This window comes from bacterium (genome assembly GCA_016702305.1).
Lineage (GTDB): Bacteria > Electryoneota > RPQS01 > RPQS01 > RPQS01 > JABWCQ01.
The window spans coordinates 16,494-39,418 of sequence record JADJEH010000008.1; the positions used below are offsets into that span (position 1 = coordinate 16,494).

Genomic DNA, 22,925 nt, shown 5'->3' on the forward strand with positions numbered 1-22,925 from the left:
TTTGCGCATCAAGAGGCTGATGGTGACCTGTTCCTGGACACTGGTCAAGAGGACTGGCTCGATGCAGATGTAACGGATAAGGGTGGGACATCGTACTGGATTTCCATTGCAATGACTAAGCTCGTCACGGAACGAGTATTAAATATTCCGTGGCTCGTGTACGTATCTCGGTTGAAACGGCAGGGGATTCTGACCATGGATCCAGATTCCAATCTTTCCCCTGACTTTGCAGGGACCGACAGGTCAGGTAATTGGCATGTCGTAGAGGCCAAAGGGAGATCAGGTAATAGATCTCCCTCCGAAATGACGCACGCCAAAGCCCAAGCTGCTGCGGTAGTGACAATAAATGGAGTTGCGCCGTTGACAAATTCGGGATGCATGACATACGTTTCGAGAAACCGATCTTGGTTTTGCTTGACGACCCCAAGCCCAGAAAGGACAAAACTCCGATTGCAATGGATATCCGTCGCGAGGCGATGGTGAAAGAGTATTACAGGCCGTGGACAGAAATCCTGAAGTCGTCCAACAGTCGTATCATTGAGCTTTTGCGCAGGCGATATCTTGTAACGCAAATGAAGTCCGCAGACATAGCATTTGAAATCGGACTGCCTATTGACATAGTTGAAGATCCAAGTAGTGCATTCGAAACCTTAGGACGGTATTCGGACTTCCAAAAAGAGCGCGTGACCTGGGAAGACCGGCCTGTCAGCATTGGAAATGATGCCGTTATTCTAATTGGTGAAAATCAGAGATTATAAAGCGCATGGGCATTTGGCCAAACGCGACGTCCCGCACTTCTAACCCCTAAGCAACCGCATTGGAACAATAACCTAACTCTTTATGCCTCCCACCACTCGCGAAATCTCCTTTGAAGCCGTGATTGAAGAGCACCTGCTCGGCAACGGCTACACACAAGGCAATCCCGACACGTTTGACCGCGCGCGCGCCATCTTCCCGGAAGAGGTTCTGGCATTCGTCCAGGCGACTCAACCCAAGGAGTGGGAGTATCTGGTTAACCTGCAAAAGGAAGGCCGGAGAAACGTTGTTGAATGACCTGTGCCGCACTGGACAGCGAGCAAGAGGGCTGTCTGATGGTGCTCAGGCATGGGTTTAAGTGTTTCGGGAAGACGTTTCGTGTGGCGTACTTCGCTCCGGCCAGCGGGATGAACCCCGACACGCAGGCGAAGTATCGGGCTAATCGGCTTACTGTGACGCGGCAGCTGCATTACAGCACAAAGAATGAGAACTCGCTTGACTTGTGCCTCAGCCTGAACGGAATCCCGGTGCTGACTGCTGAACTCAAGAATCAGATGAGCGGCCAGAACTGGCGACATGCGGTGCACCAGTACAAGCATGACCGCGAAGCTCACGAACCAATCTTTAGATTCAAGAAACGCGCGCTCGTGCATTTTGCTGTGGACCCGGACGAAGCCTACATGACCACCAAGCTCGCGGGTACCGCCACGTACTTTCTGCCGTTCAACAAGGGGAATCATCGCGGAGCGGGCAATCCTGATAATCCTAATGGACACAAGACGGCGTATTTGTAGGAGCAGGTCTGGCAGCGCGACAATCTACTTGACTTGCTGGCGCGGTTCGTTCACTTGCAGAGCGAAGAGAAGAAGTTCGACGGCAAGAAGGTGAAGAAGGAGACCATGATCTTCCCGCGCTACCATCAGTGGGATGCAGTGCGCAAGATGGAAGCGCACGCGCGGAAGCATGGCGTGGGGACGAACTACTTGGTAGAGCACTCGGCAGGCAGCGGTAAGAGTAATACGATTGCATGGCTGGCGCACCGTTTGGCAAGTTTGCACAATGCGCAGGATGAAAAAGTCTTCGATTCGGTGATTGTTATCACGGATCGCATTGTGCTCGACCAGCAGCTCCAGAACACTATCTACCAGTTCGAGCATCGGTCAGGAGTTGTGCAGAAGATTGATTTGGACTCAACGCAACTTGCGACGGCACTGGGAGCGGGAGTCCCCATAATCATCACGACGCTTCAGAAGTTTCCCTTTGTGACGGACAAGGTCGGAAAACTGGACGCGAAGAAGTATGCGGTTATCGTAGATGAGGCGCACAGCTCGCAGGGTGGTGAGTCCGCAATGGAAGTACGAAATGTGCTGGCAGGTCCCGCCGTTGCAGAGCAAGCACGACAGAGAGCCGAAGAGGAAGGGCTTCTTGACTATCAGGAAGAAGTTTTGAAGACGATGCTGGCGCGGGGCAAACAGCCCAACATCAGTTACTTTGCGTTCACGGCTACGCCGAAATACAAGACGCTTGAAGTGTTTGGCGTACCGGGACCTGATGGCAAGCCGATGCCGTTCCATTTGTACAGTATGCGGCAGGCGATTGACGAGGGTTCATTCTTGCGTGCTCAAGTCGTCACCACCTACAAGACCTATTATCGACTCATCAAGTCTATCGAAGACGATCCTGAACTCGATAAGCGGAAGGCGGCACGGGCCTTGGCGCGCTTCATGAGTTTTCACCCGCATAACATCGCGCAAAAGACGGAAGTGATGATTGAACACTTCCGCACGCATGTCAGACACAGGATAGGTGGTAAAGCCAAAGCGATGGTAGTAACAGGCTCACGCTTGCACGCGGTTCGCTACAAGGAAGCGTTTGACAAGTACATCAACGAGCACCACTACCCCATCAAGGCGCTTGTTGCTTTTTCGGGCACAGTTTCCGATCCAGATGTTCCGAACAAGGAATATACTGAGGTCGGAATGAACAAGGGGTTGCACGAAAAGGAACTTCCGGAGAAGTTCGCGTCGGATGAATATCAAGTCCTGCTGGTGGCGGAAAAGTACCAAACGGGATTTGACCAGCCTCTTCTGCACACGATGTACGTGGATAAGAAATTGTCAGGTATTCAAGCGGTGCAGACGCTTTCGCGCCTGAATCGCACGGCAGCCGGTAAGGAAGATACGTTTGTCTTGGATTTCGTGAATGAGGCTGATGAAATCAAGGAAGCGTTTCAGCCATTCTATGAGGAGACCATTGTTGGTGAACGCGCCGAAGTCGGACAGCTCTATGAACTGAAGGCAAAACTCGACGGCCAGCAGGTCTATTTCTGGCAAGAGGTCACAGAGTTCGCCAAAGTCTTCTATAAGCCGCAAGACCAGCAATCACCATCGGACCATCAGCGGATGAATGCTTGTCTCGATCCGGCGGTGGGGCGCTTCATCGCGCTTGACGAGGATGACAAGGAAGTTTTTCGCAAGACGCTGATTGGGTATCGAAACTTGTATTCATTCTTGTCACAGGTGATTCCGTTTCAAGATTCAGATTTGGAGTTGCTCTACACTTACATTCGCTTCCTGCTCCGCAAACTGCCGCGCAAACAGGATGGTGGAATCTTGGAGTTGGATGACGAAATTACGCTCAAGTATTACCGCTTGCAGAAAATCAGCGACGGAAGCGTCACACTTGAGCCGGGGAAGATTGCGCCTGTGTCAGGACCGACGGAAGTCGGAACGGGAGTTGTCAGGGATGCAAAAGCCAGATTGTCAGAGTTGATTGATGTCCTAAATCAGAAGTTTGGAACTGACTTCAAACCAGGAGATCAGTTGTTCTTTGATTCAGTAACAGAGGATGCCGTGGCCAACAGTGAACTCCAGCAGGTTGCAGCAGCGAATACACAAGAGAACTTCGACTACGTGTTCCGCAAGACGCTTGAAGGTCTGGTCATAGACCGAATGTCCCAAAACGAGGACATTGTAGCGAGATTCCTAAACGACCCGGAGTTCAACAAGATCGTCGCTGCCCACCTGTCACCGCAGGTTTATGAAATGATTCGGTCACGGGTGGCGACGTGACAAAAGACTTTCCGGCCACCGAACAGCTGCTCTGGCATTGAGAAAACTGCCGTGCTGATCTAGCCCCCGAAAACTGTACCACTTTGAAAGTTAGAGTATAGTGGTATATTAGGAAGAAGGAGGCTGGGATGGCTAGAGCTAAGTATCGTCCGGAGCAGATCATCCCGATGCTTCGGGAGGCGGAAGTTGAGATTGGGAAGGGGATGACGGTGCGTGAAGTGTTCCGGAAGTTGGGGGTTCAGGAGAACACGTACTATCACTGGCGTCGGGAGTACGGGGGGTTGAAAATGGATCAGGCCAAGCGGCTGAAGGAGTTAGAAGTTGAACAGCCGGTTGAAGCGGGTGCTCGCGGACTTGACCTTGGACAAGCAGATATTGAGTGAGGCGGTGCGGGGAAAATCTTAAGCCCAGCGGATCGCCGCAGAACGGTTCTGGCGGTTCGCCGTTCGCTGGGCGAAGACAAAGTATCAGAGCGGCGGGTGTGTCAGGTGTTGGATCAGTGCAGGAGCAGTCAGCGCTATGTTCCAGCGCGTCGTTCCGACGAGAACGAACTGACCTCGCTGGTGATTGCGTTAGCGTGTCAGTACGGCACGTACGGCTATCGCATCATCACAGGGTTGATCCGCTTGACGGGTTGGCGCGTCAATCACAAACGGTTGAACGCATCTGGCGTCAGGCGGGACTGAAGCTGCCGCGCAAGCAGCCGAAGCGCAAACGGTTATGGTTGAATGACGGATCGTGCATCCGTCTGCGTCCGGCGTATCCGAACCACGTGTGGAGCTACGACTTCGTGACGTGGCAGACAGCGAATGGACGACCGTTGATGGTCTTGTCTGTGCTGGACGAGTTCATGCGGGAGTGTCTGGCGCTGTTCGTCGCACTACGGATCACAGCGGATGATGTGCTGGCGCAGGTGGAAGAGCTGTTTCTGTTCAGGGGCATGTTGGTCGTCAGAAGAAATGGGACACATTTTCAGTTAAGTTAGTGGAGGGATTTGGTTCGTAAGTTACGTTTCCTTCGTGGTTTTTGGTTAGGATTTAGATTGGCCTGTTTACGGGCCTTTTTGGTTTGTTCTTTGAGCAGTTGCCGCTGTTTGAGGATGGCTTCGGCGCGGCCGAAGTAGACGTCGGCAGGGTGCAGATTGCCGATGCCTTTGTGGTAGTGTTCGTAGTTGTACCAGTGCCGGAACGCCTCCAGCGCGCGGTCGAACGCCTCGGGTGAGGCATGCACGATCAGCTGCAGCTTATCCTTGGCCGTGCGGTTCAGACGCTCGACCTTGCCGTTGGTCTGGGGATGATTGCGCATCGAGAAGATGTGCCGGATCCCCAGACTCTTCAAGTAGCTGTTGAACGCGCCCCACTTGTAGCAGGCGCCGTTGTCGCTGAGGAGCTGCACCCGCTCGTGACGCGGCACTTCTTCCATGCCGGTCTCGGCAATCGCCTGCGCGATCAGCTCCTGCACCGTGTCGCCTTTCGAGTTGCGCAAGCGGCGGAACACGATCGAGAACCGGCTGAAGTCATCCACCACACTGCCCAACGGATGCGTGCCCCCAGTCGGGCAACATCAGCTCCGTCAGATCGGTCTGCCACCGTTCGTTCACGCGCGTCGTCTTGCGGTGATACTCTTTGGCCGCCGGGATGATCTGCGGCAACTCGCGCGCTAACCCGTTGCGCTTCAGAATGCGGTAGACCGTGCTCTCGCTGACACTGAACCCGCCGTCATCGGTAATCCTGAACGCCAGTTGGCGCGGCGACAGATCAGCATCGGGCAATGCGTTGGCGATGATCGTGCTCTCTTCTTCTTCCAAGAGCCGGTTCCAGACCCGCCGCGGCGCCGAAGACCGGTCCGCGAGCGTTCCCTGGTTCTGCCAGCGGTAGTACGTGCTCTTGGGAAGCTTCAAACGCTTCAAGCAACGGCGGATCGACAGCGGTGTGCTATCCACCAGCCGCAACAGATCCTGCTTCTGCTCGGACGTGTGCCGGGCATAACGCTTGGCCTTACGCTTCAGAAGAGACTTTTTTTCACCGCCGCCCTTCAAGCGCGCCTTGCCCGCTTCCATGAACTCCTTCAGCCAATTGTAGTACACGTTGGCGCTCACGCCTTCCCGACGGCACAACGCCGCCACCGGATGATCGCCCCGCAGTCCTTCCAGCACGATGCGGATCTTGTCCTCCGCGCTGTACTTCGTGCGCGTCTGCCGCCGCACCGTCTTGATCAACTGCGCTGCGCTTTCTTTCGGCGCTGCCGCCGCAGCCTGCTTCTTCCGCCTGGGCATGGTCAGCCCTCCTTCTTCGATGATACATGATGATATCTCATCGAAGGGAACGCAACCCCAAACCTGGTCACTTGCGTTAAGTACAGTCGCGCCGCGCGACTGTACTTACATCACAAACCATCCACTAATACTACTGGACCAACTGTCCCAAATGTGCTGACGGATTACAGGGGCAGACCAGTCAGTTTGCTCGCATGCATCAGTTGCTTGCATTGCCCGCACGCTGAACCACTTCGGCTTGGATGCCTGCGCAAGTCAAGCAGTTCACGCATGTCATCTTCGGTCTGTGGTCGTTCAACGGGCATGCTCCTTGCGGGAGGAATATCAACGGCAACAACATAGTAGAACATCTGCGCAGTGCCAAGAACTCCACTGTGCACAAAAGAGGTATCTGTTACCGTTGCGAGATAATGGAAATTCGAATCAAGAGAACTAACCGCATAGATTTCATACGTGTCCGCGAGCGACCGGCAACTATCAACATTGTGAGTTACCGCAGGCCAACTCAGTTGAATCTCATCTTCCAGCAGTGAAATCACGATTTCCGGTGATAGCGGAGGAGCGGTCTCGTCAAGGCACCCTCCGAATTTCAACATCAACATATCATATCCGCCGGCACCATATGAAGATGTTCCACCGGCAAGTGCGTAACCTCCGTCCGATGTCGGAGTTCCTGCACGAAGTGCATCGTCCCCACTCCCTCCAAAAGATTGCTGCCATTGGAGATCGCCGTCCAGATCGGTGCGTACCACAAAGTAGTCGCCATCGGAACCACCGAAGAGCGTCAATCCTTCGCTATCGAGCATTGCATCATAGAGGTAGTCCGGCGCGGACCCGCCGTAGTTTTCCGTGAAAAGCGTTGTCCCGGATGCATCAGTCCGCCACAGCCACCCATCGCTCACATTGCCATACTCCGATTGGCTGAATCCTGTTACGAAGAAACCGCCGTCAGCCGCCTGCAAAATGCACTCGGCTTGATCGCCGCCCAGGCCACTTCCAAAGTAATTTGTCCAAAGCGTATCGCCGTTGGCATCCAACTGTACAAGCCAGGCATACACGCTGCCGTATCGCGCGATCTGCTCCCAACCTGCTGCAACAATCCCACCGTCGCTCGTGATATCAACGTTAGCAAAACTCTCGGACTTGCTGGGAGACCCGTAATCGCGTGACCAAACCGTGCTTAAGCCGGAATCAAGCTTTACTAACAGTCCATCCAAATGAAGGTATTGGCCTTCGTAGAATTCAGTCGTTGCCCTGCCAAAACGAACCCCGAATCTGCTGTCATCTCGACATCATAGAACTCATCCCAACTCGCTCCTCCAAAAGTCTGGCTCCAAAGTGAGTCGCCATTAGGCGATAATCTGACAACCCATCCGTCTTGACTCCTTCGCCGAGGTTGTGTTTATAACCACAAGCGACAACGTCTCCGCCCGGCATCAAAACAACGTCGTTGAATCCATCCGCCCCTATTCCTCCGATAGTACGGCTCCACAGTTCAGACCCGGTCACATCTGTGCGGACGATCCAACCGTCTGAACTGTCCGATGGAGTATCGGTGTAACCAGCTATCACGAATCCACAGTCCTCGGTTTGCACAATCGCGTTCCCAACATCGTGCCCCAGACCCCCGTAAGTCTGACTCCAGCAGAACGGCAGGCAGGGATTTGAAACACAGTTGGATACCGGATCCCAGTCTCCAGACAAACTCATACACTGTTCCAGCGTAGCATTGTCAAGGCACGCCAGCCCATACTGATAGCAGCAGCGCCCTGTAACACCGGATCCGTTGATTGTGATTGAGAGAATCGTATCCGCCCACGGCTGATAGAATTCGTCCGAGTTCTCATCCACAATCACGTCAAATGTGCCAATCGTATCGGCAAGCCAAATTATCAGTAAAGTTCCATCGCCTTGAATCTGGCCCGTCTCTGATCGAAGTGTCGTGATCGGCGCCCAAAGAGTATCCACCGCAGGCTGAGAAACGAGCCTCGCGGTAACTGTTCTTCCCGGCATACCGCCAGTACCTGTTACGGTGATCATTGTCCCCGCGCTCCAAACGGGATTGCACGTCACAACTCCCGCCGCATGAATCGCACTCGCCGGCGCAACTTCGGGAGTCCCGCTGCATCGCCCGGGTTGATCCATCTCGACTGCTTGAAGTACCTTTGTAACTGTATTCAGATATTCCGGATGGCTCACACCGTATCGGTCTGTACAGGCTTGCTGCAATGCCGTCATGAGCTGTTGAAACCCCGAGGTAGAGACCATGTAGGTTGAATACGCGCGGTAGAAGATCTGCTGCGTCGTATCAAAACCGAATGATTCAAAATAGCATCCGTTGAATTCGGTACCCTCACTCATCAAGTAGGAGGCTTTGCCGACTAGCGTTGCATTATGGTGCACACCATAGTTATCCCCGCTCGCGCACCAGTAATATGGCGAGCACTTCCGATCTGGAAAGGGCCCACGAGTTACATGTGGGATACTCGGCGGGTCGGCCATACTGCGGGGAAACCATGTGTCGGTCGCAAATATCCAATCATTCACGCCGTATTCGTACTTCTCTACCGCAGTTCCCATCACATCGCAGAATCCTTCCTCTGTCGCACCGGATTCACCACTGTAGACTGACCCATGATAATCGCGAGCAGCCACGGCGTGCGCGTATTCATGTGCTACTATTTCAATTTGGACCATCGTGGCACAGAGCCAAATATCGCCATAATAATCTGAATACTGCGCGTTTTGTGGGCACATGCTCGACACGTAGTCGACAAAAGTATATATAGAGGTTCTAGTCCGAGTACTCTGCGCACCACCGCCCCAATAACCTAATCCACCCATTCTGTTCGCGCCGTGACGATCAAATGTGTTGAGATAATAATTGTGAATTACGAAGACCATACTAAATGCACTGTCGACATCTGTCCTGCCAAAGAACGGTCCTGGCACAGGACACGGGCCCCATGGAGGTGTCACCCCAGTGAATCAGTGGGTGTACAACGTCTGCCGAAGTAATAGCCAGGATAAAGTGTGTCAGGACGACACGGGTATAGGTATGAATCGTAGCCCAAAGAACCACAAGCCGAGCAACTCGACAGATTATTTGGATTTGTCGCGCGACTGCAATCATACACGAACGGTCGAGGATCATCGCATTGCCGCGCTCCATCCAGAGCTTTCAACACGCTTCCTGTTTGAGCGTCAACGTAGATTGCATAGCTCTTGTGTTCCACGTCCTCGTACATTTGAATTTGCCATGCAAGGTGAACATCGTCTTCCACCTTGTTCTCAAGGACTCCGATCGGCAAGACAACCAGCTTGGTCTCCGCGACAAGAGGCGAGTTGATGGTTTGGATGATTGCTTGCGTTTCCGCCACTGCAATTCGCTCTGCGTTCTTTGCGTCGAATGAAGCGGTTGTCGGGACGGCAATATCCGGCACAAATCCGCCGTTCACTGCATAGACTTCACCATGCGAATTCAGATGTACTTTCAACACTCCAGTTATGACCTCTAGCCCTTGATACATCTGCTCAAACGTGACATGCATGAAGCCAAGTTCATCTGTCTCAACAGTGGGATTTCCAAGCTCGTTTTCCACGTCCTTTAATCCCCAAACGCTGCCACCCGTAGCAAGAAAGCTCTTTGCAACAGTCACCGCTCGCTCCGACGAGACCGCAGGAGATCCGTGCTCGCGCTCAACATCTTTGATGACCACAAAGTACGGCCGTTGAGTCTGGTTGTCATACAGTACTTCCGCAGATCCCAATGCAGCAAACAAGAGAAGACAAGCAAATACGAATTTCATGGATACCCTCAGTGAACAATATTTATCTACGGTCCAACGTGTGTGTAGTATGACGCGCCATTCCGGACTTTTTGTGCTTTTCACCCTATCCCAGCGAGGAGTATCCAATTGATTGCACCGTGCTTCACAACACTCATGAAGCATGATACCCCATATCTCTGCAATTTACTTCGGTTTTCACCAACAGTCAACGATTGAGATCGCACTAAAATAATATGACTTAAACCGTCCGGTTAACTGTATTAAATTTGCTTACGCTCTTGCTCTGTCTGACAATGCGAATGATTGCCGACGTGTACCTCCCCGTGCAGCTGAAGAGGCCCACCTCACCGTGTTTTAAATTAGCGCGTTTGGCACTCACCTCTCAGCATTATTAATGTGCGATGGTGGCATTTACGTTCTGTCGGGTGCCCGACAGAATTCAGCGTGTGCTACCCGATTAGGGTTTAAGCTTCTTGGATGGAACCATTCCCTTCGTCGGCGAGACAGGATCAGCTATGTTGAGATGGCAAACGAGTACGAGCGAAGTGCAACTGCAAGATGGTGAAGCAAGGCACGCGATAGCAGTACTGTGGGGAAGGCACGACGCCACAGGCGCTGGCCAGGTTAGCGCAATGAGTTCTTCTTGGCTCGAAACGCAAGTCAATAGATTGGGGATCAGTGCACGGGACATGTATTTCAAGAAGTAATAGATCCAGCAGTGACAGTTTTGAGATATTTATTACATCTCGTGTTTGCTGTTCCAAGCTTGTAAAGGGCCAAGATGAACTGCAGTCAGCCTATTACTCCCTCGCTTGTCTTTATGCCCTGTGACAACCAACATGGATTGACCAAGGACAAGGTGACCAAACTTCTCCTGGATATCCGGAAAGACGGTGACATTCAGAAGCCCCGTCTCATCTTCCAGGGTGAAGAAGATCACCCGTTTGCCGGATTTCGTGGGTGGTGTGTGTGGTCTGATGACGACTCCGGCAGCGGACAACTGGGGCTTGGTGTCGGGATTCATTTTGACTTCACGGCACGTTTGGATCCCTTTGCTTGTGAGCTTCTCGCGCCAGAAGGTCAAAATATGCCGTGATGGAGAAAGCCCTAGCACACGATACTCCTGCACGGTGCGTGTGTAAAGATCAAAATCGCTTCGTTGCGAAATCACAGGTTCGAGATCCAGGGCAAGAGACAAGACATCAACAGAAGGGGGCGGCAGCATTGTCCTCAAGCTGAAGAGCAGTTCTTTTCGGTTGGCATGCAGACTGTCAAAGATGTTGGTCGTCAGAAGAAATGGGACACTTTTTCAGTTAAGTTAGTGGAGGGATTTGGTTCGTAAGTTACGTTTCCTTCGTGGTTTTTGGTTAGGATTTAGATTGGCCTGTTTACGGGCCTTTTTGGTTTGTTCTTTGAGCAGTTGCCGCTGTTTCTGGATGGCTTCGGCGCGGCCGAAGTAGACGTCGGCGGGGTGCAGATTGCCGATGCCTTTGTGGTAGTGTTCGTAGTTGTACCAGTGCCGGAACGCCTCCAGCGCGCGATCGAACGCCTCCGGTGAGGCATGCACGATCAGCTGCAGTTTTCCTGGCCGTGCGGTTCAGACGCTCGACCTTGCCGTTCGTTTGAGGGTGATTGCGCATCGAGAAGATGTGCCGGATCCCCAGACTCTTCAAGTAGCTGTTGAACGCGCCCCACTTGTAGCAGGCGCCGTTGTCGCTGAGAGCTGCACCCGCTCATGACGCGGGACTTCTTCCATGCCGGTCTCGGCAATCGCCTGCGCGATCAGCTCCTGCACCGTGTCGCCTTTCGAGTTGCGCAAGCGGCGGAACACGATCGAGAACCGGCTGAAGTCATCCACCACACTGCCCAACGGATGCGTGCCCCAGTCGGGCAACATCAGCTCCGTCAGATCGGTCTGCCACAGTTCGTTCACGCGCGTCGTCTTGCGGTGATACTCTTTGGCCGCCGGGATGATCTGCGGCAACTCGCGCGCTAACCCGTTGCGCTTAGAATGCGGTAGACCGTGCTCTCGCTGACACTGAACCCGCCGTCATCGGTAATCCTGAACGCCAGTTGGCGCGGCGACAGATCAGCATCGAGCAATGCGTTGGCGATGATCGTGCTCTCTTCTTCTTCCAAGAGCCGGTTCCAGACCCGCCGCGGCGCCGAAGAGCGGTCCGCCAGTGTGCCCTGGCTTTGCCAGCGGTAATACGTGCTCTTGGGAAGCTTCAATTGCTTCAAACAGCGGCGGATCGACAGCGCCGCGGTATCTACCAGCCGCAGAAGATCCTGCTTCTGTTCAGACGTGCCGGGCATAGCGCTTTGCCTTGCGCTTTAGAAGAGACTTTTTTTGAGCGTGCGCACCTCCAGCATCAGATCGGCCACCGTCTGACGCAGCTTTCGTTCTGACGACGATAGGACTCCACTTCCCCTTTGGTCGCGCCGCGCACCGCTTCGCCTTTCAAGCGCGCCTTGCCCGCTTCCATGAACTCCTTCAGCCAGTTGTAGTACACGTTGGCGCTCACGCCTTCCCGGCGGCATAACGCCGCCACCGGATGATCGCCCCGCAGTCCTTCCAGCACGATGCGGATCTTGTCCTCCGCGCTGTACTTCGTGCGCGTCTGCCGCCGCACCGTCTTGATCAACTGCGCTGCGCTTTCGGCGCTGCCGCCGCAGCCTGCTTCTTCCGCCTGGGCATGGTCAGCCCTCCTTCTTCGATGATACATGATGATATCCTCATCGAAGGGAACGCAACCCAAACCTGGTCACTTGCGTTAAGTACAGTCGCGCCGCGCGACTGTACTTACATCACAAACCATCCACTAATACTACTGGACCAACTGTCCCAAATGTGCTGACGGATTACAGGTTGCTGTCGTGGAATTAAATGCGATCCACCCATCGGGGCTTACCAAGAAACTTGAGCGCACGGTGCCGTAGAACGGAAAGGAAATGGAACTCAAATTAACCGTCGCGCCGCCTAGGTCAGTTTGGCCTATCGAGGTTAGATTCACTGCACCAGGAACGCCTCCAATTTCTTCCCAAGCGTACACCGCCGTGTCACCGCCTTGGTTGTCAATCCACCTATATCCAAATGCGTCTGGCCCGCCCGTGCTGCCATACGCCGAAGTCGATGCCACAAGGGTAATGGCCAATATAGTAAGTCTCATCTGCAAGCTCATGGGGAATCCTTTTCGATCAAATGTCAGGTACGACATGTCTGAAATGCTGTTGGCAAACATAGACCGCAACTCGAGTTGCTTTTGTCAATATCTAGTTAGTTGAGTCAGCAGCTTTGGTTTGTTTGAATTGTAGTTCGAGCATGGAGAGAAGGTGTAGCTAAGGGCTGAGTTCAGTCGGACGGAGTTGTTAACCTTTGCTACTGACCCGACATCCAAAGCTTATTCCGTTTTTCCGCATGCTAAGCACCTCTCCGACATCTTCATCGACCTTCGGCTAGAAGTGCGTTCTAATTGAAACTCTCTATGGCGTCGTTGCGATTACTTGATAGTATCCCACATCACCATTTAACACGCCGTTGGTGTGCACGTAGAAAGTATCAGGCGTCGTGGAGACAAGGGTGTATGGCCCCGTCACAGAAGCAGATCGAGACACCTCATACAACGTTGCGCCTGAAAGGTTTCCATTCGAAACCCAGCGAAGTTGCACATCATTTCCTGAAGAAGAAATGACCAAATCAGGTGTGATCGGCAGGCGATCTCCGTAAAGTCCCATGCCGGCAGTTATCGCTTCATCCCACCGTGCAGTAAATGTCCACCAGTTGGTCATCGTTGTCGTGTTGTAGGGAATTGTGTTCGCGAACCCAGGCATACTCTGCATCCAGAAAATATACCATTGGGATTCTTCGCGCTGCCCGAAATTCCATTCCCCATATGGCCACTGGTAAGGATGATCGCCCCACGTGTGATAGTTGATAGCCGTGGTCGGACCGCCGGCGGGAATCCATCCACGAATGTCGCTCTGAACCGTGGCTGGGTTAAGGTAGTCATAGTGGTTCAGCGTGTTGGGCGGTATGTGCGTGTTGCCACATCGGCCCAAAATCGTCTGATTTGAGGCATTACGGCCTGAGAATTGCCGCCAAAACAGGTTGTCGTTGCCGTCCTGCCGCCAATTGACATATCCGAGAATTGCCTCAAGCTGATGACCGTGATTGTGGACTGCTTCGGCCTGTGAACGCGTGAAGTTGTAATTGTACAGCACATACGTGTGGTCATAGATCGGAAGATCGTCAATGCGATAGCTATTTGAGATGTCACCAGTCGTCGGGCTGGACATGTTCGATTCTACAGGATAGAGACTACCGTAATGATAGCCCCAGAGCCAGAATTCTTTCACACCGAGGTCGTTGACCCAATGACCGGCGTCAAACCGATCAAGAATTTGGCGATAGTCCGGCTGGTGACTCTCAGGCATGCCTGGTCCGGGGGGAAGCGGCTCGAAGACCGTGACGTGGCCAAGCACCCGGTAGCCGAGCGACGGTCTTGCATTGGGATTATCGTATCCGCGAAACTTTGAGCCCTCCTCCAGCATGAATTTCGAACGAATGCTTAGGGTCTCAATGTTCTCGCGCATCGTCGCGACCGGGCTGTTTGTTCCGGCGATGTCAGGGTCAAGAAGCAATCCATCGTTTGTTGGCAGGTACGAAATGATGAGAACCGGCATGTCATACTCAGCATTTGCGGCAGGATTCGTCAGAAATGGATCCAGTTCTTCCCAAACAGGCGCAAGAGGCGGTGCGGTGACATGCACCGTAACGTCCGCATCGTGGCATTGATAGGTCGCAGTAACAATAGATGCCGGCGGCTAGGGCTTCCAACAAGACCAGCAGCCGTTACGGTTGCAACTGAGGGATTTGAACTCGACCAGGTAGCCAGCGTCGCCGGCAGTGTCCGTGTACCCACGTCAGTCAGAGCTGTAAGGGTTGGCGTAACACTCCAGGTTGGGTACAATTGCATCGTGGTGGGGTCGGCCGCCAGCGACAGGATGGCGAGCCCGTTGATATAGGACTGAGCCACCTCTTGTTCGGTGCGGACAGAGCTGCTGAATCTAAACTCGTCCACTTGTGCTCGTAGATAGCTCCCAGCGCCTTCTCCGCCGATCTGAAAAGTTGAAGACGCAATGTTGGGCAAGGGAATTGTGACTGGATTTTGGCTCATGAGCGATCCGTCGACATACACCCTAATTGCGGATGCATTCCATGAAAATGCAACGTGATGCCACTGATTGGCTATCCAGGACCCAATATTTATGCTTACACCCTGCTCGGGCTGCCCGCCTGCTGAAAAGCGATTCAGTATGATCCGGAGGTTGTTTGCACCGTCTTTTGACATGAGTAATCCGCCTCCGCTACCCCACGCCAAGATCATATGTGTTGTGTTATCATTGCCGTTCCATTCAGGTTTCAACCAGCATTCAAGCGTCCCCTGAGTCGCCGTGATATTGCCCGTCGCGTTGAATCGGAGTTGATCGCCGGTGCTTAGTAAGGCACCGTCATAAAAACGAGCAGGCGAGTATGTGATTCCAGTCGCTTGAGTAGGTACTTCACCGGCGGCGCCGTTGGGCGTGCCGTTGAAATGCAAAAGCAATGTAGTGTTTTCGTCTACTGCCCACTCCTGTGTCGACGAGTTGCATCCGCAACCGAGGCATACTTGAGTAGAGTCCCATATCCCCCCGAAACTGGCGCAATCAGACTCGGTTATGTTGGCGCATGAATTTCCCGAATTGTAGCAGCACTGTCCCGTCGTAAGTGATACTGGCTCACGGTAGTAGTTCATTGTGAACCTATCATTTTCGTCCCCACCGCAATGTAGGTCTGCGACGCCATTGTACGGTTCTATAACCACATAATAGGTCCCGGTCGCGGGGCACGTCCATTGGAAGTCGTTTGGTGCATAGCCACAACCGCCAGGGCCGTCTTCCCAGACGAGGATGTTGCAATCTGAATCCAGAATCAATAGATCGGGGTCGCCCGTGTGGAAGCTTGATTGCCCTCCGCAAGGAGCCTGCGAGCATAGGTCCCAATGAAATACTTCGCCCATGGATCCCGTAAACGAGGCGGTCCACTTACCACCGTCAAGAAGGTTGCCTGAGATCGAGGCACCGCATTCTGCTTCAGGTATTGTGCCCAGATTCTCATCTACAGGCGTGCACGAAAGGCATGGTCGAGGCCCTGTATAGGCCAGGACATCGCTAACGTCAATATTGCGTAAATAGACCCGGTCGGAAACATACGCTATGCTGTCCGAGACGAGCACTGCCAGTGCAACACCGTTGCCGCTGAAATAGCCGACTTCCGTGGCCGCGAGCGGGTTGCTTATGTCGTAAGCATGTAGCACATGTTCCGAGGCCGCGACGAATAGTAAGTTGCCGACCAGCGTCAGGTCACGCGTCCAGGAGATTGGAAAGGTTGTCGCCTGAAATGGTGCCAGCGGGTTCGAAATGTCGATAACTTGCACAACGTGCCCGGTTGCTACGAAAGCATAGTTGTCTTTGAACGCGATCGCCTGAGCATTGTCACCATCGACGAAACTCACCTCATACGGTGCAGTCGGCGTTGTGATGTCGAGTATGCGAAGATCCGCATATCCGTCACACACATAGGCGAAGCTTCCACGGATTTCCACATCCTGCGCCCAATCCGGCGTGTCATAGCTCCCCAGCAGAATAGGCGACGACAAATTGGAAATATCAAGGATTTGTAAACCTGCGAAGGCGTCGCACAGATAAGCTGTGCTTCCGACTACTGTCACGTCAAGTGCGATGCCTGGTGAATCGTACTGGCCTACTAAGGACGGAGCTGCAGGATTGTTCATGTCATAAATAAGCAATCCCGCACCTTCAGATGCAATGAAGGCCGTTTGACCTACGAAATCGCAGCCGTTTGTTGCTTCAATTGCCGGTACATTCGCCAGCTCGACCGGACTTGCTGGGTTTGAGACGTTGAGCACACGCCAGCCTAGCTGGCGATTCGCAACAATAACAACATTCCCTTGCTTTGCGACGTCTTGACCATTGACGTGCGTTGCAGGAAAAGCCGTCGTGAACGGCGCGACGGGATTTGAGATGTCCGCGATGCACAGACCACCGTCAGTTGCTGCGACATAGGCATAGTCGCCGTTGACGGCTATGGCCGGCGCGCTTCCATTCGTTCCAATGTATAAATCGTGTTGCGGATGCTGGGGGTCAGATATGTCAAGAACGTGCATGACACCCCAGTTGTCTGAGACGAATGCGTAAGATCCTCTCAGGGTAATTTCTGACGGATCCGTTGGTTCTACGCATGAGTCTATCAGTGCGGGCGCAGCAGGGTTGGCAATGTTCAACACGTAAACAGTTCCGCCTGCGAGCACATAGGCCAAAGAGCCATTCAATTCGACATCCACGGTCCGGGTTCCAGGAAATGCAAAAGTAGTGATCGCTGTGGGGGCAGCAGGATTGGCGAAATGCAGGATGAGCAGCCCATCCCAACTGTCTGCGACATAGGCGATATTGCCCGACAGCTCGATATCATTGCATTCGTTCGGCGTGTCAAAGAACCCCAGTTGTACTGGAACATTCGGATTGGCAACATTGATGATGCGAACACCCGAACCCCATCCGGCGACATACGCGATGTCCTGAACGGGATCGAGAGTTACGTCATATGTCTGACTAGAGATCGGGACAGTGCTCAACTCGAATGGAGAGGATGGGTTTGAGACGTCAATGATGCGCATGCCTGCGAAGCCATCCGCAAGATAGACGTAATTGCCGCGCACTGCAAGACCCCATGATGTTTCTTTGGTGTCTAAGTGCCCGACGGCGACCGGAGAGGATGGCGTGGCCACGTTGACTATCCAAAGGCCAGCTGAGTGATCGGCAACGTAGGCGAAGTTGCCTTCAACTTCAACGTCAAATGAGCGGTCCCACCACGGCCCCATGGACCACAATTGCGACATATTCCAACTGCTTTGGGCGATTGCCAGTGACTGCAAACTGACAAGAGCAAAGCAAAGGGCCAGCATCTTCTTCATGACATCTCCTACAAAAGTACTTATAGTTTTTACGCATACAGTTATGTGATTTTGCGCCAGCTTGATGGCACACCAAAGGGTATGCACTTGCGGTCAAGAAATCAGCGGAAATTTTTGTCAGGCACTGATGACATGTGTGACGCATTGCTCTTATCCTTTGCAACACGTTATCACCAGCCATTCACCATTCCCACTCATGCTATTGGTTGACGAGCTTTGACGCGCCGTGCGCATCCCGATTTGGCAATCTGAATCCTGATAATCCGGTGGGCGTGGTTTCGGTGACGTAATAGAACCGTTTTTCCTCCTCCGGGCGGGTTCTCTGTATCCGTATAGATGCTGTCGGTCGAGGTTGCGATTTGTGTGCAGGGGCCGCTCAGGTTGCTCGAACGAAACAGTTGGAATTCGGTGGCAGTGTCGGTTGATTCCCATCGCAGTACCGGCATTTGCGACGCATTCACGGAGATGGTGAGAATTGGCGTCACGACGAACGAGTCAATCAGGACGTTGCTCCAGAGTCCTCGATCATCTCGGAACTGCACACCCAGCCAATGCCAGCCACCGGGAATGTTGGCTATGCTGTCCGTGATCGTCTCAAACGCGCTATCCCAGTTTCCGTCGGTTGGCAAGTCTATCGGAACGCCATTTCCTTGACCGGGATCATAGTTGATGAAATACTCCGCGCCGTCAATGATGTGACCAGCGGCCATATAAATCGGGTTCACTACATAGAACAGGCGCACTTCGCACGAGCCCCCGATGTTGCGGTCGTCCTTGAAGCGGATGCCGAGTGTGTGCAGGCCTTGGGGCACAGCGGCTATTTTGATGATACCCTCAAACACTGGTTGGCCTTTGTGTAGAGGGCGAGGGCATGCCGTTGGCTCTCTGGGACTAGTGTACTAATTCCCGCGCACTGCCCTCACCCGGTAGAAGCCGTGATCGCCGGTAATCGCAGAATCTACGAATAAGGTGGTATCGGATGGGAACGGTACTCCAATCGAATCCAGTTCTGCTTCTGTAGCGGCTCCGCGAAACACTACATACCGCTCAATTGAAATCGGATTTCCACTTGTGTCTTGTGTCACGGGTGACCAATTAAGCTGAATGGAGTTTGACAACGGCAGAAGTTGAACAACCAGACTATCCGGTGCTCTTGCGGGAGTTGGAGTTGCGCATGGATTGAAATTTGAAATGTCGTATGTGCTAAAGGCCACCTGTTCTGTGACGTATGCAACACACCCGGCCACAAAAACGTCTGTGGCCGAGTTGCCGCTGTTGTAGAACCCCACAGCTACCGGAGACGAGGGCGTCGTTACGTCAATCACGCGCAGACCACCATTTCCATCCGCAAGGTAGGCGATGTTGCCAAGAACTGCTACACTACTTGCATAACCCGGAGAATCATAGTAGCCAACCAAGACAGGGGACGAAGGAGTCGTCACGTCAATCACCCGCAGACCGGACACATAGTCCGCAACATAGGCGTAATTTCCAGATACCGCAATGTCAACATAGCTTTCGCCTCCACCCCACGGGTCGAGAACACCTACTAAGAACGGGGCCGTCGGTGTCGTGACGTCTACTACGCGCATCCCTTTGTGATCGTCTGCCACGTACGCGAGATTCCCTATTACTGCGATACCCTTTGCGTCGCCGGGCGTATCATAGAAGCCCACAGAGATAGGGGCAGACGGGCTTGTAACATCAATAATCCGTACACCAGCGCCTCCGTCGGCGACGTAAGTGTAGTTTCCAGTAACTGCAACATCGACTGCGACGCCCGGTGTATCAAGAACTCCAATTATAGCCGGAGAAGCGGGAGACGTCACGTCTATTACCCGTAAACCAAAAAACCAGTTCGCAACATACACGTGGCTCCCCGACGTGGCAAGACCCAAAGTATAACCCCCGCCCGGTATTATACACTGTCCAAGGAGGATGGGAGTTGAAGGGATCGTCACATCAATAATCCTTACACCACCACCGTCGTCAGCGACGTAAGCATAGTTACCGAACGCGGTTACATTTGATGCGGCAATGTTAAGTTGCCCGAGCCTATTTACGTTCAGACTATCTTGCCCCACCGCTATTCGGTTAGCTAATAGGAACATCCAAATTATCATTATCAATCGGATCATCATCGCTTCTCCCGTGATTTGATTGTCTCTTCGAGGGTGTTAACCCGCTAAAATTCGTGGAAGTAGAAGATTTCCAGTCGCATTTGTACGCAGCTACTTGAAGATGAGCTTCTTGTTTCCGAGCGTTGCATACCGTGGTGTATTCCCGGTTAATTTCCTCAGCTATCGCTACACCTATGTGCGCTAGTAGTTCAAACGAATCAGGCGATTCACAAGTCGCGTGCGTACAGGTTGCTGAGGCCATTAATTGCGGAAATCGAATAGCCGCGGCCAGAATTGCAAACGCGCAACTGTGTCCGAGGCTGTGGATGATGCGCGATGAACAATAGTTTCCGAAGCGTTTTCATGGATTCTCCTTTTGACGCGGCACGGGGTGCCCGTTTTGCTAAATATCTTGCGCTGACTGCGTGTCCGTCACCGTGCGCGATTTGGCGACGAGCAGTTGCAGCGCCCGTCTTGTTATGCCCAGCTCACGGGCCGTGCGGCTGACGTTGCCGTCAAACACCTTCAGCGCCTGCGCGACATATTCCGCGCGGAAGGCATCCGCCGCCAAACGAAAATTAAGCGGATACTTCGCGTGCCTGACATGTATCGTGCGGGCTGATTTTGGACGTGCGCTCTTCATGTTGGAACGACAATGTTGATCAACGAGAATGCTCTACCGCTGCCATCTGCAAATGCGCCATACACTCCTCAAAACTCCGGCCCGCCGCATGAAAATGCTCGACCAGCATGAGGCGCTGGAGGTAGAGAACGTTCAAATAGGGAGCGGCGGCCCAGATTTCCTCCTGGCAGGCGTGGCAGCGCAACAGATGCTCTTCAAAGCGCGTGAGTTCCGCATCGGACAGTGTGTGCAGGCCATAAGGCAGCAGGAGGCAGCCGACCCGGCGGTCCATACAGAAGTGCTGTTGCTCGGAGGCGGTCATAGGTCCTCCTTGAGATGTTTCCAAAGCTGTTGGCGACAAGAGATAACCCGGCGATTGAATTCGTCGCGGTCACGGTTCGGTTCGAGGAGCACCACTTGAGCGTAGATGTCGTCGAGGTGACGTCCCTCGATCTGCCCGATCAAGATGGTGCGGCAGGACTCGTCGGGGATGGCTTGGATGGCGGACAGGATGCGCTTCATATTTTCCAGAATGAGTCGTCATACTAAGAGTGTCGCGAGATCGCAAATCAAACTGGACATTCTGGGGATTTTTGGACTAAGAAATCGTAATCACAATTCTAACTTGAAGTTGTAATACACTGTTCTATAACAATTAAGTGGAATTGACCCCTGCCTTTTGTCGCGTATTGTAGCAAAACAAGAGAGGCGCCCTTGCGGATGCCTCTCTAAATGACTGTTGAAGTCTTGGGGAAGTCAGTCGAAAACTACTGGAGCTTTGTCAATAGTTCCTTTGCGTCCCGGGACAAATCGGCCTCGCTTCCCGCGACAAGCTGCAAATCCCGCTTTGCGCCCGTTAAGTCCCCCGCGACCAGTTTGGCGTTAGCACGATACCAGCGTACTTGGGCGAGTCGGGTTGTGCGGGGCTTCAACTTCTCCGTGCGGTCGAAGACGCGAATTGCTTCTGACGTATTTCCTGTCATGTAAGCCGAAACTCCCCAATAGAGTAGCTGCTCTGTGTCGACTGAATCGCTCTGAGCCAGCTTGCGCAACTGTTCTGCGGCGGCACGATAATTCTTGTCTTGATAATCCCGCATCGCCAGTTCGAAGTTTTCGCGATTGTTGGCAGCCTGACCGCGAGGGTTCAGCATAATGTAAGCCAACGGGAGTTTCGTTGCTAGCGCCGCGAAACGCTTGCTTTGAGACACGGAATCAACTTTCATGCTGTCAACCCGAACAAGCGTGGCTGTGTCAAGTCTATCGGTCGCGATATCGTGGGTATCTGCCAGCACTTGAACCGACGAAATCGGTCTGTTATCCCGGCTGGGCTGGGCAGCCCAGTAGATCAATCCAATCAGACATGCCGCCGCCGCGACAATGGGCCAAAGATATACTCTCGGGGTGATTCCCGGTGACTCCTTGCGCTCGGGTTCGCCCTGGAGCTTTCGCGCCAACTCACCTTTGCCGACGGACATGGCCTTGAGCATTTGACCGGCAGCCTTTAATTCTGACTGACATGCCGGACACAACAGCAAATGCTCTTCAAACTCGTTCTTCTCTTCCTCCGGAAGGTTTCCGAGTCCATAGGAAAGCAGCTTGGCACCGATTGTAGGGTTGACGCACGCGATGAAATCGTGATTGCTCATAGGTCAATCCCTAAAATAGCCCAGAGTCTTCTGCGGCAGAGATAGAGCCTGCGATCGAACGCCGACCGTTTCAAATTAGAGTCGAGTTCAAGGGAGCGCTCCCACAGTGTCTTTACATCCTGTCCTTCAATCAGACCGATCAGCAACGTGCGGCATGGCTCACTCATTGTTGAGATGGCCCGCTCCGCTCGCTCAAGCAAGTCGTGATTTTCAACTTGCAGCTCATGATTGCCCTTAATCTCCGTGAGTTGGGCTCCACTTGATTGATCCGCATGCCCATTGCCGTTTAAGAATCTTCCCGTCTGGCGTTTCCGAAGATAGTTACCGATCAAGTTGTAGAGGATTGCCCGGACGAATGCAGTCGGCGACGCCGTGACTTCGCCGTGCTTCTGCACAAAAATCAGTAGCGACTCATGTGCCAAATCTTCTGCATCTTCACGCGAAATGTTTCCAACCCGGAACGACGCGATCTGAACCAAACCGGGCCGAATGCGCGCGCAGAACTCGTCCAACGCATCTTCATCTCCGGCGAACGCAAGCCCAAAAAGCTCGTCTATGTCGAGCCTTTCGAAAGACCGCTTGAGCGGCGATTTGCGCGCAGTTTCACTCAT

At 53.2% G+C, this 22,925-nt stretch carries 21 protein-coding genes and 2 pseudogenes; 5 read left to right on the plus strand and 18 right to left on the minus strand.

The window, feature by feature from the left end:
- Positions 1-410: 410 nt before the first annotated feature.
- The 4 genes and pseudogenes from IPH10_08625 (at position 411) to IPH10_08640 (ending at position 4,812) form a co-directional block, all read left to right on the plus strand.
- Complete coding sequence (locus IPH10_08625) at positions 411-758, plus strand: hypothetical protein (GenBank protein MBK6910973.1); 348 nt, start codon at positions 411-413, stop codon at positions 756-758.
- 82 nt (positions 759-840) lie between these two features.
- Positions 841-3,827 (plus strand): annotated as a pseudogene (locus IPH10_08630) (type I restriction endonuclease subunit R).
- 128 nt (positions 3,828-3,955) lie between these two features.
- On the plus strand, positions 3,956-4,210 hold the full coding sequence (locus IPH10_08635) for a transposase (GenBank protein MBK6910974.1): 255 nt from the start codon (positions 3,956-3,958) through the stop codon (positions 4,208-4,210).
- Between the two features lie 194 nt (positions 4,211-4,404).
- Positions 4,405-4,812, plus strand: a complete 408-nt coding sequence (locus IPH10_08640) for a hypothetical protein (protein ID MBK6910975.1) — start codon at positions 4,405-4,407, stop codon at positions 4,810-4,812.
- On the opposite strand, the gene IPH10_08645 is transcribed toward IPH10_08640, so the two are convergent.
- The 16 genes and pseudogenes from IPH10_08645 to IPH10_08720 all read right to left on the minus strand — a co-directional run bounded on the left by IPH10_08645 (position 4,809) and on the right by IPH10_08720 (position 20,990).
- Complete coding sequence (locus IPH10_08645) at positions 4,809-5,363, minus strand: transposase (GenBank protein ID MBK6910976.1); 555 nt, start codon at positions 5,361-5,363, stop codon at positions 4,809-4,811. The genes IPH10_08640 and IPH10_08645 overlap by 4 nt on opposite strands.
- A complete protein-coding gene (locus IPH10_08650; GenBank protein MBK6910977.1) occupies positions 5,344-6,102 on the minus strand; it encodes a transposase in 759 nt (252 codons plus the stop codon). The genes IPH10_08645 and IPH10_08650 overlap by 20 nt, the downstream gene beginning before the upstream one ends.
- A gap of 164 nt (positions 6,103-6,266) precedes the next feature.
- Positions 6,267-7,319 carry a hypothetical protein gene (locus tag IPH10_08655; GenBank protein ID MBK6910978.1) on the minus strand — a complete coding sequence of 351 codons (1,053 nt, stop codon included), beginning with the start codon at positions 7,317-7,319 and terminating at the stop codon, positions 6,267-6,269.
- A gap of 64 nt (positions 7,320-7,383) precedes the next feature.
- Positions 7,384-9,006 carry a M4 family metallopeptidase gene (locus IPH10_08660; protein ID MBK6910979.1) on the minus strand — a complete coding sequence of 541 codons (1,623 nt, stop codon included), beginning with the start codon at positions 9,004-9,006 and terminating at the stop codon, positions 7,384-7,386.
- 71 nt (positions 9,007-9,077) lie between these two features.
- Entirely contained in the window at positions 9,078-9,911 is an 834-nt protein-coding gene (locus IPH10_08665) for a hypothetical protein (GenBank protein ID MBK6910980.1), read from the minus strand.
- A 721-nt stretch (positions 9,912-10,632) separates the two neighbouring features.
- A complete protein-coding gene (locus IPH10_08670) occupies positions 10,633-11,118 on the minus strand; it encodes a hypothetical protein (protein MBK6910981.1) in 486 nt (161 codons plus the stop codon).
- A 163-nt stretch (positions 11,119-11,281) separates the two neighbouring features.
- Positions 11,282-11,614 (minus strand): annotated as a pseudogene (locus IPH10_08675) (transposase family protein).
- Complete coding sequence (locus IPH10_08680) at positions 11,563-11,877, minus strand: DDE-type integrase/transposase/recombinase (protein ID MBK6910982.1); 315 nt, start codon at positions 11,875-11,877, stop codon at positions 11,563-11,565. The pseudogene IPH10_08675 and the gene IPH10_08680 overlap by 52 nt, the downstream one beginning before the upstream one ends.
- An 8-nt stretch (positions 11,878-11,885) precedes the next feature.
- Positions 11,886-12,209, minus strand: a complete 324-nt coding sequence (locus tag IPH10_08685; GenBank protein ID MBK6910983.1) for a helix-turn-helix domain-containing protein — start codon at positions 12,207-12,209, stop codon at positions 11,886-11,888.
- Between the two features lie 56 nt (positions 12,210-12,265).
- Positions 12,266-12,619: a transposase gene (locus IPH10_08690; protein MBK6910984.1), complete on the minus strand. Its 354-nt coding sequence runs from the start codon at positions 12,617-12,619 to the stop codon at positions 12,266-12,268.
- Between the two features lie 757 nt (positions 12,620-13,376).
- Positions 13,377-14,576, minus strand: coding sequence for a hypothetical protein (locus tag IPH10_08695; GenBank protein ID MBK6910985.1), 1,200 nt, complete (start codon positions 14,574-14,576; stop codon positions 13,377-13,379).
- Positions 14,577-14,605: 29 nt separating this feature from the next.
- Complete coding sequence (locus tag IPH10_08700; protein MBK6910986.1) at positions 14,606-17,926, minus strand: hypothetical protein; 3,321 nt, start codon at positions 17,924-17,926, stop codon at positions 14,606-14,608.
- Positions 17,927-18,120: 194 nt separating this feature from the next.
- Positions 18,121-18,768, minus strand: coding sequence for a hypothetical protein (locus IPH10_08705; protein ID MBK6910987.1), 648 nt, complete (start codon positions 18,766-18,768; stop codon positions 18,121-18,123).
- Positions 18,769-18,825: 57 nt separating this feature from the next.
- The gene (locus tag IPH10_08710) at positions 18,826-20,067 is read right to left on the minus strand and encodes a hypothetical protein (protein ID MBK6910988.1); all 1,242 of its coding nucleotides are present in this window, start codon (positions 20,065-20,067) and stop codon (positions 18,826-18,828) included.
- 382 nt (positions 20,068-20,449) lie between these two features.
- Positions 20,450-20,689 (minus strand): hypothetical protein, encoded by a 240-nt coding sequence (locus IPH10_08715; protein ID MBK6910989.1) that lies wholly within the window; start codon positions 20,687-20,689, stop codon positions 20,450-20,452.
- 19 nt (positions 20,690-20,708) lie between these two features.
- A complete protein-coding gene (locus IPH10_08720; protein MBK6910990.1) occupies positions 20,709-20,990 on the minus strand; it encodes a hypothetical protein in 282 nt (93 codons plus the stop codon).
- 29 nt (positions 20,991-21,019) lie between these two features.
- Between IPH10_08720 and IPH10_08725 the strand changes: the two genes are divergently transcribed.
- Positions 21,020-21,217 (plus strand): hypothetical protein, encoded by a 198-nt coding sequence (locus IPH10_08725; protein MBK6910991.1) that lies wholly within the window; start codon positions 21,020-21,022, stop codon positions 21,215-21,217.
- Between the two features lie 218 nt (positions 21,218-21,435).
- On the opposite strand, the gene IPH10_08730 is transcribed toward IPH10_08725, so the two are convergent.
- Together IPH10_08730 and IPH10_08735 are read right to left on the minus strand one after the other, a co-directional pair.
- Positions 21,436-22,314 carry a zf-HC2 domain-containing protein gene (locus tag IPH10_08730; GenBank protein ID MBK6910992.1) on the minus strand — a complete coding sequence of 293 codons (879 nt, stop codon included), beginning with the start codon at positions 22,312-22,314 and terminating at the stop codon, positions 21,436-21,438.
- The gene (locus IPH10_08735; protein MBK6910993.1) at positions 22,311-22,925 is read right to left on the minus strand and encodes a sigma-70 family RNA polymerase sigma factor; all 615 of its coding nucleotides are present in this window, start codon (positions 22,923-22,925) and stop codon (positions 22,311-22,313) included. Before IPH10_08735 ends, IPH10_08730 begins: the two co-directional genes overlap by 4 nt.

Excerpts from the sequence above, each read along its gene's own strand:
- IPH10_08635 (MBK6910974.1), top strand. The coding sequence starts at position 3,956 with ATGGCTAGAGCTAAGTATCGTCCGGAGCAGATCATCCCGATGCTTCGG.
- IPH10_08650 (MBK6910977.1), bottom strand. The coding sequence starts at position 6,102 with ATGCCCAGGCGGAAGAAGCAGGCTGCGGCGGCAGCGCCGAAAGAAAGC.
- IPH10_08660 (MBK6910979.1), bottom strand. The coding sequence starts at position 9,006 with ATGGTCTTCGTAATTCACAATTATTATCTCAACACATTTGATCGTCAC.
- IPH10_08665 (MBK6910980.1), bottom strand. The coding sequence starts at position 9,911 with ATGAAATTCGTATTTGCTTGTCTTCTCTTGTTTGCTGCATTGGGATCT.
- IPH10_08670 (MBK6910981.1), bottom strand. The coding sequence starts at position 11,118 with ATGCTGCCGCCCCCTTCTGTTGATGTCTTGTCTCTTGCCCTGGATCTC.
- IPH10_08685 (MBK6910983.1), bottom strand. The coding sequence starts at position 12,209 with ATGCCCGGCACGTCTGAACAGAAGCAGGATCTTCTGCGGCTGGTAGAT.
- IPH10_08690 (MBK6910984.1), bottom strand. The coding sequence starts at position 12,619 with ATGTATCATCGAAGAAGGAGGGCTGACCATGCCCAGGCGGAAGAAGCA.
- IPH10_08695 (MBK6910985.1), bottom strand. The coding sequence starts at position 14,576 with ATGCCGGTTCTCATCATTTCGTACCTGCCAACAAACGATGGATTGCTT.
- IPH10_08700 (MBK6910986.1), bottom strand. The coding sequence starts at position 17,926 with ATGAAGAAGATGCTGGCCCTTTGCTTTGCTCTTGTCAGTTTGCAGTCA.
- IPH10_08710 (MBK6910988.1), bottom strand. The coding sequence starts at position 20,067 with ATGATGATCCGATTGATAATGATAATTTGGATGTTCCTATTAGCTAAC.
- IPH10_08715 (MBK6910989.1), bottom strand. The coding sequence starts at position 20,689 with ATGAAGAGCGCACGTCCAAAATCAGCCCGCACGATACATGTCAGGCAC.
- IPH10_08720 (MBK6910990.1), bottom strand. The coding sequence starts at position 20,990 with ATGACCGCCTCCGAGCAACAGCACTTCTGTATGGACCGCCGGGTCGGC.
- IPH10_08730 (MBK6910992.1), bottom strand. The coding sequence starts at position 22,314 with ATGAGCAATCACGATTTCATCGCGTGCGTCAACCCTACAATCGGTGCC.
- IPH10_08735 (MBK6910993.1), bottom strand. The coding sequence starts at position 22,925 with ATGAGTGAAACTGCGCGCAAATCGCCGCTCAAGCGGTCTTTCGAAAGG.